At 64.4% G+C, this 12,981-nt stretch carries 14 protein-coding genes; 8 read left to right on the top strand and 6 right to left on the bottom strand.

What is annotated here, in order from left to right; all coding sequences use genetic code 11:
- Positions 1-2 precede the first annotated feature (2 nt).
- The 3 genes from mreD to ACFPO9_RS22055 all read right to left on the bottom strand — a co-directional run bounded on the left by mreD (position 3) and on the right by ACFPO9_RS22055 (position 2,776).
- The gene (gene mreD / locus ACFPO9_RS22045) at positions 3-515 is read right to left on the bottom strand and encodes a rod shape-determining protein MreD (RefSeq protein WP_379774949.1); all 513 of its coding nucleotides are present in this window, start codon (positions 513-515) and stop codon (positions 3-5) included.
- Complete coding sequence (gene mreC / locus ACFPO9_RS22050; RefSeq protein WP_379774951.1) at positions 515-1,651, bottom strand: rod shape-determining protein MreC; 1,137 nt, start codon at positions 1,649-1,651, stop codon at positions 515-517. Before mreC ends, mreD begins: the two co-directional genes overlap by 1 nt.
- 81 nt (positions 1,652-1,732) lie before the next feature.
- Positions 1,733-2,776, bottom strand: coding sequence for a rod shape-determining protein (locus tag ACFPO9_RS22055; RefSeq protein ID WP_047827025.1), 1,044 nt, complete (start codon positions 2,774-2,776; stop codon positions 1,733-1,735).
- A 332-nt stretch (positions 2,777-3,108) separates the two neighbouring features.
- Here ACFPO9_RS22055 and gatC point away from each other — a divergent pair, with 332 nt between their 5' ends.
- The 6 genes from gatC to ACFPO9_RS22085 all read left to right on the top strand — a co-directional run bounded on the left by gatC (position 3,109) and on the right by ACFPO9_RS22085 (position 9,098).
- Positions 3,109-3,408, top strand: coding sequence for an Asp-tRNA(Asn)/Glu-tRNA(Gln) amidotransferase subunit GatC (gene gatC, locus ACFPO9_RS22060; RefSeq protein ID WP_379774953.1), 300 nt, complete (start codon positions 3,109-3,111; stop codon positions 3,406-3,408).
- A gap of 22 nt (positions 3,409-3,430) precedes the next feature.
- The gene (gene gatA / locus ACFPO9_RS22065; protein ID WP_379774955.1) at positions 3,431-4,921 is read left to right on the top strand and encodes an Asp-tRNA(Asn)/Glu-tRNA(Gln) amidotransferase subunit GatA; all 1,491 of its coding nucleotides are present in this window, start codon (positions 3,431-3,433) and stop codon (positions 4,919-4,921) included.
- Between the two features lie 78 nt (positions 4,922-4,999).
- Positions 5,000-6,460: an Asp-tRNA(Asn)/Glu-tRNA(Gln) amidotransferase subunit GatB gene (gatB, locus tag ACFPO9_RS22070; protein ID WP_379774958.1), complete on the top strand. Its 1,461-nt coding sequence runs from the start codon at positions 5,000-5,002 to the stop codon at positions 6,458-6,460.
- 143 nt (positions 6,461-6,603) lie between these two features.
- Positions 6,604-7,323: a hypothetical protein gene (locus ACFPO9_RS22075; RefSeq protein ID WP_379774961.1), complete on the top strand. Its 720-nt coding sequence runs from the start codon at positions 6,604-6,606 to the stop codon at positions 7,321-7,323.
- Between the two features lie 144 nt (positions 7,324-7,467).
- Complete coding sequence (locus tag ACFPO9_RS22080) at positions 7,468-7,752, top strand: helix-turn-helix domain-containing protein (RefSeq protein ID WP_379774964.1); 285 nt, start codon at positions 7,468-7,470, stop codon at positions 7,750-7,752.
- Positions 7,749-9,098 (top strand): HipA domain-containing protein, encoded by a 1,350-nt coding sequence (locus ACFPO9_RS22085; protein WP_379774967.1) that lies wholly within the window; start codon positions 7,749-7,751, stop codon positions 9,096-9,098. The genes ACFPO9_RS22080 and ACFPO9_RS22085 overlap by 4 nt, the downstream gene beginning before the upstream one ends.
- Before the next feature lie 16 nt (positions 9,099-9,114).
- Here the strand turns inward: ACFPO9_RS22085 and ACFPO9_RS22090 are convergent, their stop codons facing one another.
- A complete protein-coding gene (locus ACFPO9_RS22090) occupies positions 9,115-9,696 on the bottom strand; it encodes a TetR/AcrR family transcriptional regulator (RefSeq protein WP_379774970.1) in 582 nt (193 codons plus the stop codon).
- An 81-nt stretch (positions 9,697-9,777) separates the two neighbouring features.
- Here ACFPO9_RS22090 and ACFPO9_RS22095 point away from each other — a divergent pair, with 81 nt between their 5' ends.
- Positions 9,778-10,431, top strand: a complete 654-nt coding sequence (locus ACFPO9_RS22095) for a glutathione S-transferase family protein (RefSeq protein WP_379774972.1) — start codon at positions 9,778-9,780, stop codon at positions 10,429-10,431.
- A 4-nt stretch (positions 10,432-10,435) separates the two neighbouring features.
- On the opposite strand, the gene ACFPO9_RS22100 is transcribed toward ACFPO9_RS22095, so the two are convergent.
- Positions 10,436-11,227, bottom strand: a complete 792-nt coding sequence (locus ACFPO9_RS22100) for a nucleotidyltransferase domain-containing protein (protein WP_379774975.1) — start codon at positions 11,225-11,227, stop codon at positions 10,436-10,438.
- Positions 11,228-11,236: 9 nt separating this feature from the next.
- Positions 11,237-11,893, bottom strand: a complete 657-nt coding sequence (gene pyrE / locus ACFPO9_RS22105) for an orotate phosphoribosyltransferase (protein WP_379774978.1) — start codon at positions 11,891-11,893, stop codon at positions 11,237-11,239.
- Between the two features lie 183 nt (positions 11,894-12,076).
- On the opposite strand from pyrE, the gene ACFPO9_RS22110 reads away from it, so the two are divergent.
- Positions 12,077-12,847 carry an exodeoxyribonuclease III gene (locus tag ACFPO9_RS22110; RefSeq protein ID WP_379774981.1) on the top strand — a complete coding sequence of 257 codons (771 nt, stop codon included), beginning with the start codon at positions 12,077-12,079 and terminating at the stop codon, positions 12,845-12,847.
- The last annotated feature ends 134 nt before the right edge of the window (positions 12,848-12,981 follow it).

A 12,981-nucleotide genomic window follows, 5' to 3' on the forward strand; every position in this document is an offset into this window, starting at 1 on the left:
AATCAGATGGGGCGCGTGTGGTCTTTATCGACCGCGCGGCGTTGCGGCGCCAGCAGCAGCCAGGTGACGACCGGCCACAGGGCCACCGCGATCAGGCTCTCGATGAATTGCAGCCAGCCCGGGAAGCGCCCGGTGACGATGAAGCGCACCATCACCTGGATCGCCTGCGTCAGCAGCAGCAGCGGGAACACGTGGATCGCCTGGGTCACCAGCGGGAACCACAGCACACGGCGATGGATCATGATCGCCAGATAGGATAGCAGCGTGTAGGCCAGCGCGTTTTCGCCGAGCAGCGTGGCGTCGTGCACGTCCATCAGCAGGCCCATCGAAAAGGCGATGCCGATGCCAACCTTGCGCGGCTGGTGGATGCCCCAGAAGACCAGCACCAGCGCGACGAAGTCCGGCGCGCCGACCCAGCGGCCCCAGGGCATCAGGTTGAGCATGAAGGCGCAGATCAGGCTGAACGCGATGAACAGCGGGCTGACCGGCAGCAGGATGTAGTGCGGACGGGGCATCAGTCGCCCTCCCCGGTACGGGCCGCGGCCGGTTTGGCTGCGGGCGGTGTGACGCGTGCCGGCGCCGGTACGGGCGCGCGGTTCTGCGTGGCGGGCGCAGCGGCCGCGGGTGCGGCCGCTGCGGCGCCCGGCGCCGTGCCGGCGGCCGGCGGCTGGCCCGCCTGCTGGGCAGGCTGCACGGCCGGCGGCAGCGGCTGCGCGGGCGGCGGCGGCAGCGGGATCGGCGCCATCTTCGGCAGGTTGCGGCGCGAGCTGCTGTTGCCGTTGGGTTTGGGCGCTTCCGCGGCCGGGCGCGGCTGGGCCGGCTGGTCCGACATCACGATCAGGAGCTGGCGGTGGCGATCGATGCCGGCCAGCGGCTGGCACACCACGCGTCCGAAGGCGCCTTGCGCCACGCTCTCGACCTGGCTCACCTTGGCCACCGCCAGGCCGGCCGGGTACATGCCGTCCAGGCCGGAGGTGACCAGCACGTCGCCGACCTGGATGTCGGCGTTCGGCGCGACGAAGCGCAGGTCCAGCTGGCCGGACTGGCCGCGGCCGTAGGCGACGCTGCGCAGGCCGTTCCTCAGCACCTGCACCGGAATCGCCTGCTCCTTGTCGGTCAGCAGCGTGACCTCCGAGGTGAACGGGAACACGCGCGTGACCTGGCCGACCACGCCGGCGTTGTCGATCACGGGCAGGCCGGGCTTGACGCCGTTCTGCGAGCCGCGGTCGAGCACCACGCGGCGGGTGGCGGGGTCGCGGGCGTCATACAGGATCTCGCTCATCATCGAGCGCACCGGCAGGTGTTCGCGCGCATCCATCAGCTTGCGCAGGTGGCCGTTCTCGGCCATCTGGAGCTGGGCCTGCTGCATGGCCTGGGCCATCGCCACCTGCTGGCTCTTGAGGTCGCGGACTTCCTTCTGCAGCGCGGAAATCGAGGAGAAATAGTTGCCCATATTGCTCATCGCGTCGCGCGGCATCAGGGCAAGCATCTGGAAAGGATAAAGCACCGTGCCCGCGACCTGGCGCACGGCGGTGAGCGCATGAAACCGCGCGTCGACGACAAGCAGTACGATCGAGATGAGTGCGAACACCGTCACCTTGACCCTGGCGGGAGCGCCTTGCTTGAAGAGCGGCGGAGGACTGTATTCCATGACTTCCAATCACTAAATCAAACGCGAATCGGGCACGCGCAAGAATGCGCGCGCCTGATCGGCGTCGTCCATGCGGCCGGCTTACTCGTACGAGAAGATCGAACCCAGCTTGTCCATGCGCTCGAGCGCCATGCCCGAACCGCGCACCACGCAGGTCAGCGGATCTTCCGCGACCAGCACCGGCAGGCCGGTTTCTTCCATCAGCAGGCGGTCCAGGTCGCGCAGCAGCGCGCCGCCGCCGGTCAGCATCATGCCCTTCTCGGCGATGTCCGCGCCCAGTTCCGGCGGGGCCATCTCGAGCGCGTTCTTGACGGCGGAGACGATGTTGTTCAGCGGGTCGGTCAGGGCTTCCAGGATCTCGTTGCTGGAGATGGTGAAGGAACGCGGAATGCCTTCGGACAGGTTGCGGCCCTTGACTTCCATTTCCTTGACTTCGGAGCCCGGGAAGGCCGAACCGATGGCCTTCTTGATCGACTCGGCGGTCTGCTCGCCGATCAGCATGCCGTAGTTGCGGCGGATGTAGTTGACGATCGCTTCGTCGAACTTGTCGCCGCCCACGCGCACCGAGCCCTTGTAGACCATGCCGCCCAGCGAGATGATGCCGACTTCGGTGGTGCCGCCGCCGATGTCGACCACCATCGAACCGGTCGCTTCCGATACCGGCAGGCCGGCGCCGATCGCGGCCGCCATCGGCTCTTCGATCAGGTAGACCTGGCGGGCGCCGGCGCCGAGCGCCGATTCGCGGATCGCGCGGCGCTCGACCTGGGTCGAACCGCAAGGCACGCAGATGATGATGCGGGGCGACGGGCGCAGGAATTTGGAGTCGTGCACCATGCGGATGAACTGCTTGAGCATCTGCTCGGTGACGGTGAAGTCGGCGATCACGCCATCCTTCATCGGACGGATCGCTTCGATATTGCCGGGCACCTTGCCCAGCATCTGCTTCGCTTCCTTGCCGACCGCCTGGATCGTCTTCTTGCCGTTGGGACCGCCTTCCTGGCGGATCGCGACGACCGATGGTTCATCCAGCACGATGCCCTGGCCGCGGACATAGATCAGGGTATTCGCGGTACCCAGGTCGATCGCCAGATCGTTCGAAAAAAGCTGCGTAACAAAACCAAACATGTGTGTCCTGATGCGCATCCAAGTGCGCCTAAAGCGGACCTCGAAGATCGAGATCCCAAACATTAATCGGGGAATCCTCGCCGCGATTGATGAATCCGCACCGCGGGCTTTCATGCGCGGTCCGTCTGCTTTCGGCGCCGGAGAACGCATTAGCCCGCCATTCTACCTTATAATTTGCCGGTTAAACGCTGAAAAACGGGTGGATTCGCCCCTATATCAGCCTGCGAGTTCGACGGCATTAGCAAGCATTTATCAGCTTTAGCACGCCGTTAACCAAATTTCATTATTCGCACAACCATCTTTGACCGCGGCTTCGAGCCGCGCCCCATGCCATGTCCCTGACTCTCTCAGACGTAAAACGGATTGCCAACCTGGCCCAGCTCGATATGGACGAAGCTCACGCCGAGATCGCCCTGAACGAACTGAACGGCATTTTCGCCCTCGCCGAGCAGATGCAGGCGGTCGATACCGCCGGCGTCGAGCCGCTGGCCCAGCCCCTGTCCGCCATCCTCGCGCTGCCGCTGCGCCTGCGCGACGACGTGGTGTCCGAGGAAGACCACCGCGCCGACTACCAGGCGCCGGCCCCGAAAGCCCAGGACGGTTTGTACCTGGTGCCGAAAGTCATCGAATAACAAAGCCGGGATCCCACAGATTATGCATAACAAGACCATTAAAGAGCTCTCGACGCTCCTGCATTCGAAACAGATTTCGTCGACCGAGCTGACCCGCCACTACCTGGACCGCATCGCCGCGAGCCAGCACAACGCCTTCCTGCACGTCGACGCCGAGCTGTCCCTGGCCCAGGCCAAGGCGGCCGATGCGCGCTTCGCCGAAGGCTCGGCCGGCGCGCTGACCGGCATCCCGATCGCGCACAAGGACATCTTCGTCACCAAGGGCTGGCGCTCGACCGCCGCCTCGAAAATGCTGGGCAACTACGTCAGCCCGTTCGACGCGACCGTGGTCACGAAGTTCGGCGACGCCGGCATGGTCACGCTGGGCAAGCTGAATTGCGACGAGTTCGCGATGGGCTCGGCCAACGAGAACTCGGCCTTCGGCGCGGTGAAGAACCCCTGGGATACGCTGGCCGTGCCGGGCGGCTCCTCGGGCGGTTCGGCCGCCGCGATCGCCGCGCGCCTGGCGCCGGCCGCGACCGGCACCGACACCGGCGGCTCGATCCGCCAGCCGGCCGCCTTCTGCGGCATCACCGGCATCAAGCCGACCTACGGCCGCGTGTCGCGCTTCGGCATGATCGCCTTCGCCTCCTCGCTCGACCAGGGCGGCCCGATGGCGCGCACCGCCGAGGATTGCGCGCTGCTGCTGAACGAGATGGTCGGCTTCGACGAACGCGATTCGACCAGTCTCACCGCCGAGCAGGGCAATGCGCGCGAAGACTTCACGCGCGAGCTGAGCAAGCCGCCGGGTCAAAAGCCCCTCCTCGGCTTGCGCATCGGCGTGCCAAAAGAGTACTTCGGCGAAGGCCTGGCGCAAGATGTCGAGCAGGCCGTGCGCGCCGCGCTGGACGAGTTCGTGAAGCTGGGCGCGACCCTGGTCGAGATCTCGCTGCCGAAGACTTCGCTGTCGATCCCGGTCTACTACATCATCGCCCCGGCCGAGGCTTCGTCCAACCTGTCGCGCTTCGACGGCGTCCGCTACGGCTACCGCACGCCGGAGTACAAGGACCTGCAGGACATGTACAAGAAAACGCGCGCGGAAGGCTTCGGCAAGGAAGTCCAGCGCCGCATCATGGTCGGCACCTACGTGCTGTGCCACGGCTACTACGACGCCTACTACGTGCAGGCACAAAAGATCCGCCGTTTGATCGCCGACGACTTCCAGGCCGCCTTCAAGGACAAATGCGACGTCATCATGGGCCCGGTGGCCCCGACCGTGGCCTGGGACCTGGGCGCGAAATCGGACGACCCGGTCGCCAACTACCTGGCCGACATCTTCACGCTGTCGACCAGCCTGGCGGGCCTGCCCGGCATGTCTATCCCGGTCGGTTTCGGCCAGGGCGAGAAGAATGCGAAACGCCCGGTCGGCCTGCAGATCATCGGTAATTATTTTGCCGAAGCCAAGCTGCTGAACATCGCGCACCAGTACCAGCAGGCGACCGATTGGCATACGCGCGCACCGGATGGTGTTTAACACGGTTACGGCATACACCGGGGTCAGAGCCCCTTGAAAAGCAACACCGGGCTCTGACCCCTAACGAGAGAGAACACTATGCAATGGGAAGTCGTCATCGGTCTTGAGAACCACGTCCAGCTCACGACCAATTCGAAAATCTTCAGCGGCAGCTCGATCCGCTTCGGCGCCGAGCCGAACACCCAGGCCAGCCCGGTCGACCTGGCGCTGCCGGGCGTGCTGCCGGTGCTGAACCGCGGCGCGGTCGAACGCGCGATCCGCTTCGGCCTGGCGGTCGGCGCGAAGATCGCGCCGCGCTCGGTCTTCGCGCGCAAGAACTACTTCTACCCCGACCTGCCGAAGGGCTACCAGATCAGCCAGTTCGAGGACCCGGTGGTCCAGGGCGGCACCCTCAGCTTCGCCTACGAGAAGGACGGCAAGATGGTCACCAGCACCATCAACCTGACCCGGGCCCACCTGGAAGAGGACGCCGGCAAATCGCTGCACGAAGACTATGCCGGCATGAGCGGCATCGACCTGAACCGCGCCGGCACGCCTCTGCTGGAAATCGTCTCCGAGCCGGAAATGCGCAGCGCGAACGAAGCGGTGGCCTACGCCAAGGCCCTGCACTCGCTGGTGATGTGGCTGGGCGTCTGCGACGGCAACATGCAGGAGGGTTCCTTCCGCTGCGACGTCAACGTCTCGGTGCGCCCGGTCGGCCAGAAGGAATTCGGCACCCGCTGCGAGATCAAGAACCTGAACTCCTTCCGCTTCATGGAAGAGGCGATCCACTACGAAGTGCGGCGCCAGATCGAGCTGATCGAAGACGGCGGCAAGGTGATCCAGGCTACCCGCCTGTGGGATCCGGACAAGAAAGAGACCCGCTCCATGCGCACCAAGGAAGACGCGCAGGACTACCGCTACTTCCCGGACCCGGACCTGCCGCCGCTGGCGATCTCGCAGGACTGGATCGAGCGCATCAAGGCCGACATGCCGGAACTGCCGGCCGCCATGCGCGAGCGCTTCATCAAGGATTACGGTCTGCCGGAATACGATGCGCTGATCCTGACCGGCTCGCAAGGCATGGCCAACTACTACGAAGCGGTGGTCGCCAAGGCCGGCAAGGAAAACGCCAAGGCCGCCGCCAACTGGATGATGGGCGACGTCTCCTCGGCCCTGAACCGCGCCGACCTCGACATCGTCGACTCGCCGGTCGAGGCTTCGCAACTGGCCCTGCTGCTGAAGCGCATCGCCGACGGTACGATCTCGAACAACGCCGCCAAGAAGGTGTTCAGCCTGATGTGGGAAGCGCAGTCCGAAGACGAGAACCTGGCCGACGCCATCATCGATCGCGAAGGCCTGAAGCAGATCTCGGACACCGGCACGATCGAAGCCATCGTCGACGAAGTCCTGGCCGCCAATGCGAAATCGGTCGAGCAGTACCGCGCCGGCAAGGAAGCGGCGATCAATGCGCTGATCGGCCAATGCATGAAGGCGTCCAAGGGCAAGGCCAATCCCGCCCAGGTGACGGAGCTGCTGAAGCAGAAGCTGGCGGGCTGATTTTTTCGGCTTTTTTGCCAAGTGTAAAAAAACCGGGGATGTGAAATCTCCGGTTTTTTTATGCCCGCTGCGTGACATTTGGTGAGCCTGCGCAAGATCGCGCCTGCCTATAATCGTGGCTCCACTTGCCGATGGACTGACCGATGCGCCAACTTGCCCTTCCCGCTTTCCTGCCGCTCCTGTTCACCGCTTCCCTCGCCTGCGCCGCCGACCCCACCCAGGTCTTTGTCGACCATGGCGAACTGCATTACGTCGGCCCGCTCGACGAACAGGCGAACGCCAGATTGTTCGCTCTCTACGACAGCCTGAAGGACAAGCCGGCCACGCTGGCGATCCGCAGCCCCGGCGGCCCGACGACCGAGGGCCTGGCGCTGGGCAAGTGGGTGCAAGACCACAAGCTGGACGTGAAGGTGCTGGAATACTGCATGTCGTCCTGCGCCAACTACGTGTTCCCGGCCGGCGCGCATAAGGTGGTCAGCAACTTCGCCGTGATCGGCCTGCACGGTGGTTTGAGCAGCACCACCTTCAGCTTCGACGAGGCCACGAAAAAGATGCTCGACGCGCTGCCGCCGAAAGAGCGCCAGGCCATGCTCGACCAGATCGACGCCTCGATCAAGGGCGACGCCGTCAAGGAGCAGGCCTACCTGAAGGCGCTGGGCGTGCGCGCGGACTACGTCACGCTGGGCCAGCAGGAGCGCTACCAGAAGCTCTACCGCGACGATCCGAAGACGATGGGCTGGACCTATTCGCTGGAGGATTTCGGCCGCATGGGCATCCACGACATTTCGGTCATCAATCCGCCGTGGCGGCCCGGGGCGGCGATGAAGAACATGTCCTTCATGGTGCTCAAGCTCGACGAATAGAAAATTTCAACAGTTTTATTTCGGATTTTCAGAAATTCAGCGCAGTAGACCTCCTTTCGACTTATAGTTTCGGAGTTTAAGAAATTATGTTGACGAGTCATCTGCATTCATTATATTTTCTGAAAATCCGAAATAGGACAAGGCATGGACACTATACCAACCGTTCTCACTCAAGCGGGCAGTCTGGGACCGCTGGTACGCCAGCGCCGCCGTGCACAACAATTGCGCATCGATGACGCCGCCAGCTTGCTGGGTGTGTCGGTCGACCTGATGTCGCGCCTGGAGAACGGCCAGGGCAGCGTACGGCTGGACAAGGCGCTGGCGATTCTTGACGGTCTCGGTTTGGCATTGATGGTGGTGCCCAAGGAACATCCCTGGACTCGCGTCGCCGAACCGGCTGCCGCAAGCGACATCGGGAGCCGGACTTGAACTTCAGGCTCGACGTTTTCGCCGGCGAGCCGCTCATGGCCCAACTCGGGCACGATCCGCGGGCCGACGCCTGGACCCTGGATTACGCCAGGGACTGGCGGAACGCCCCGAATGCCTATCCGCTATCCCCCACCCTGCCTCTGACGCCGCCTGAACGGGGATTCGACTCGCGCTCCATCAAGCGCTTCATCGAACACCTGCTGCCGGAAGGTCATGCACTCGATGTCGCCGTCGCGTCGAACGGCCTGGCCAAATCCAATGTATTCGGCCTGATCCGCGCCCTGGGTGTCGAAACCGCCGGCGTCCTGCGATTCCGCGACGCGGACAATGCAATGGCTGCCCTTGACACCAGCATGCGGGAGGTGCCGTTGGACGAGCTGAACGCGCGCATCGCGGACCGCGAAATGCCCTTCACTGTCTGGGACGGCAAGGTGCGCATGTCGGTTGCGGGCGTACAGGACAAGCTGCTGGTCTACCTCGACGCGCCGCCGGCACAAGGCGGCCGCCTGTTCCTGGTCGAAGGTCCTCAGCTGGCCTCGACCCATATCCTCAAGCCGGACCTGGGCCAGGCAAGGCTACCCCACCTCGCGGTCAACGAACATTTCTGCATGACGCTCGCGCGCCGCATCGGCTTGCCGGTGGCGGACGTGCATCTGCTGCGCACGCCCCGCCCCGTGCTCCTCGTGCGCCGTTTCGACCGCATCGTGCAGGAACAGGCCGGCGGCATCCGGGTCGACCGGCTGCACATCGTCGATGCCTGCCAGGCCTGCGACCTGCCCGTCAGCTACAAGTACGAACGGAACCTGGGAAAGGAAGCTGCGGTACGCGACATCCGCGAAGGCATGAGCTTCCAACGCCTGTTCGGTCTCGGCGCGCTGACCGCCAATAAAGCCACGGCAAAGCTGGCGATGCTGCGCTGGGCGCTATTCCAGTTCCTGATCGGGAACAGCGATGCCCATGGCAAGAATTTCTCGTTTTTCGTCCGGCCTGGCGGCTATCTCGATCCTGCCCCCTGGTATGACCTGGTGAGCGTGGTTCAATACGCACACTTCGATACCGATCTGGCGATGGCATTCGGCGATGCGTTCACCCTCGACGAAGTGACGCCCTTTGAAATGGCCGCCTTTGCTCAGAGCTGCGGCATCGACCGCAAACTGATGCGCCGCGAAGCGGAACGCCTCGCCAGCGCGGCGAACAGCGCGGCGGCCGACCTGTCAGGGTCGCGCGATTACGAAGAGGGCGAACGCGAGTTCGTCACGCGCTTGGCAGCGTATGTCGGCCGGCAGGCCCAGCGTCTGTCCAGACTCGCACGCGAAGCGGTCCAGGTCTCTGACGCACTTCTTTGAGGCGCCCGCCGGCCGCTCAAACGCCAGATAACAAAGCCAGCGCCTGCGCCCGCGCCGCACCACGCAGCGAGCGCCGCAGCCCCGCATCGTCCGTGGTCCGCGCCAGCACCATCCCGCCCACGCACAAGGACACGATGGCCTGCGCCCGCTGCTCGCCGTCCGGGCTGGCTTCCAGTGCCGCCGCATACACCGCGGTCAGGTTGCGGATCAGCTGCGTGTAGGCCTTCTGCGGCGACAGGCCGGCGCGCGCCACGTCGCCCGGCAACGCGTACAGCGGGCAATGGTGGTCGGTATTGTCGAACACCTCGTCGCACAGGTAGACGTCGAGCAGCATGCGCGCCAGCTGCGCCGGCTCGGGCGGCGGCCTGTCCTTGAAATCGGGCTTGAAGGGATTACAGCTGGTGAAGCTGGCGACGGCCGCCGCGTACAGCTCGTCCTTGCTCTTGAAGTGATGGTAGAAGCCGCCGCGCGTCAGGCCGGCATCGAGCATCACGCGGTCGATCGACACCTGTTCGAAGCCGTGGCGGTTGAACAGCCGGCGCGCCGCATGCACGATGCGTTCGCGGGTCTGGGCCTTGTGCTCGCTGCTGTAAGGCATGGTTTGTCTCCAATATTATGTTCTTGAACATATTATGCATCCGCGTATTCTGCTCCCATCACATGACAAGGAGGAGACGACATGCTTACCCTGACCACTTTCCGCAGCGTGCCCGAATTCGCCATCGGCTATGTGCGCGACCTGCGCGTGCGCTGGGCGCTGGAAGAAGCCGGCCTGCCCTACCTGCTCCGCGCGCTCGCGTTCGAGGAAGCGGCCACGCCCGCCTACCGCCGCGAGCAGCCCTTCAGCCAGATCCCGGTGCTGCAGGACGGCGGCCTCACGCTGTTCGAGAGCGGCGCCATCCTGCTGCACCTGGGCGAACGCAGCCCTGCCTTGCTGCCGCTGGATGCGGACGAGCGGGCGCGGGCGACGATGTGGATGTTCGCGGCCCTGAATTCGGTCGAGCCCTACGTCGGCAACCTGGTCAACTTGGTGGTGTTTGCCGCCGGCGAACCCTGGGCCGCCGGCGCCCGTCCGGCGACGGAAGCGATGGTGGACAAGCGCCTGCGCGACCTCGACGACTGGCTGGAGGGACGGAATTGGCTGGCGAAGGACTTCAGCGCGGCCGACATCCTGATGACGACGGTGCTGCGCCTGATGGACAATATGGAGATGGTGGAACGCTACGCCCGCGTGCGGGCTTACCGCGACCGCTGCATGGCCCGGCCGGCTTTCAAGAAGGCGCTGGCGGACCAGGTGGCGCATTTCAGGCAGGCGCAGGAAGCGGCGGCGTGAACGCTTAGGCCTTCCAGGCCTCGTCGAGCGTGGTGCGGAACAGGTGCGACAGCCCAGGGACGACATCCTGGCGCTCCTGCCGCACGGGCTTCATGGCCTCCAGCCGCTCCAGTTCGCGCTCGATGAATGCGTGAATTTCGGGGATCTGCGGCGACAGTCCCATCTCCGGCGCTTGCCGCTTGCGCTCGAGCAGCGCATTGATGGCAACGATCAGCGCCGGCTGGTCCACGACAAGAGTCAGCAGCTTGTGGAATTCGATGGGCGCCGCAGTCCCGTATCGTTCGAGCCAGCGCACCGCCAGCAAGGGCCGCAGCACGTAGAAATACTTCTTCAGCGGGACCCGGTCGGCTTTGAGGTAGCCGCGATAATTCGTCTTCGCCATGCTGCGGTAGTGATGGATGCCGCGCTCGCAGGAATACACCTCGGGCAGCAACGCGCGCACGGCTTGCGCAAAGCCGCCGGATTCGGCGTAGACGATGGGCGATTGAATCCATTCGACGAAGGCCGGATTCGACTTCCAGAACAGGCGCAAGGCCTTGCGCAAATCCCAGCCATTGATATCGATCTCGTCGACGATCGGATACTCGATGACGTCACGCTGCTCTTCCAGGCTGACCGACAGGTACCAGTCGCGGCGGTTGACGTAGATGAAGCGGGCATCGTAGTCGCTGTTCGGCGAGGCGAAGCCCCACGCCCTGCTGCCGGATTCGACCGCCAGCAAGACCTTGACGTCGTGCTGCGCCTCGGCGCGATGCAGGCGGTCGAGGATATCGCGGCGGACCGGATCCGGAATCATGTCAGGACCTCAGACGACGCCGTACTGCTGGCGATATGCCGCCACCGCATCCTTGTGCTGCGCCAGCGAAGGATCCGCCGACAGGTAGGCAAACAGGTCGGCCAGGTTGGCGATCGAGATCACCGGAATGCCGTAGTTCTGGCTGACTTCCTGCACCGCCGACAGCGGCGACAGCACGCCATCCTTGCCGCCGCGCTCCATGCGGTCCAGCGCGATCAGCACCGCGGCCGGCTCGGCGCCGGCGGCGCGGATCATGGCCACGGATTCGCGCACCGAGGTGCCGGCCGAGATCACGTCGTCGATGATCACCACCTTGCCCTTGAGCTGGGCGCCGACGATGGTGCCGCCTTCGCCGTGGTCCTTGGCTTCCTTGCGGTTGTAGGCGAAGGAAGTGTCGCGGCCTTTCGCGGCCAGCGCCACCGCGGTGGCGGAGGCCAGCGTGATGCCCTTGTAGGCGGGGCCGAACAGCATGTCGAATTCGATGCCGGAGTCGAGCAGGGTCTGGGCGTAGAACTGGGCCAGCTTGCCGAGCGTGGCGCCGTCGTGGAACATGCCGGCGTTGAAGAAATACGGCGACTGGCGGCCGGCCTTGGTGAGGAACTGGCCGAACTTCAGTACTTCGGCCTCGACGGAAAACGCAATGAACTGCTGGCGCAGATTGTCCACGACTTTACCCCTGATGAAATCTGTAAAGCGCTTATTTTAACCGCGCAGCTGCGGACCGCCGCCGGGGCTGGGCCGGGCGGCTTGCAGATAAGCGTCGTTATCCGCATACAGTTACCGAAATGCAATCTGAAAACGCGTTAAACTCTCGTTTTCGCAATCCGCCCTGCCCTCTCTCTTTCGACCATGCCACGAATTATCTCCGCCAACCTGAACGGAATCCGCTCCGCCCACAAGAAGGGCTTCTTCAACTGGATCGCCAGCCAGAACGCCGACTTCATCTGCGTGCAGGAGCTGAAAGCCCAGCAAGCCGACATGACCGAGGAATTCCTCGCGCCGCATGGCTACCACGGGCATTTCCACTACGCCGAGAAGAAGGGCTATTCCGGCACCGGCGTGTACAGCCGCACCAGGCCGGACGCCGCCAGGATCGGTTTCGGCTGCCTCGAATTCGACAACGAAGGCCGCTACACCCGCGTCGATTGCGGCGACCTGACCGTGATCTCGGTGTACTGCCCGTCCGGCTCGTCCTCGCCGGAGCGCCAGGAAGCCAAGTTCCGCTTCATGGACGTGTTCCTGCCGCACCTGCAGGAACTCAAGGCCGAGGGCCGCGAAGTCGTCATCTGCGGCGACTGGAACATCGCGCACAAGGAAATCGACCTCAAGAACTGGAAGAGCAACCAGAAGAATTCGGGCTTCCTGCCGGAAGAACGCGCCTGGATGACCCGCCTGTTCGACGAGCTGGGACTGGTGGACGTGCACCGCGTGGTGGCGCCCGAGGCCGCCGATTACACCTGGTGGAGCAACCGCGGCCAGGCTTGGGCCAAGAACGTCGGCTGGCGCATCGACTACCACGTCGCCACCCCGGGCATCGCCAGCCGCGCCCACGCGGTCTCGGTCTACAAGGACGAGCGCTTCTCGGACCACGCGCCGCTGATCATCGACTACGCGTTGTAAGCGCGTTGCAAACACCCCCTCTGCTGGGGGATTCGCTTGCGCCGGCGGTTTCGGGCGGCTTTTTGGCGGTATGATCCGTTCGCTAAGCTTGCTTGGCGGAATTTTTTATTTCCGCCACCTTATTCATCCGCTCC

It is taken from the genome of Massilia aerilata (genome assembly GCF_042656905.1).
GTDB classification, from domain to species: domain Bacteria; phylum Pseudomonadota; class Gammaproteobacteria; order Burkholderiales; family Burkholderiaceae_D; genus Telluria; species Telluria aerilata.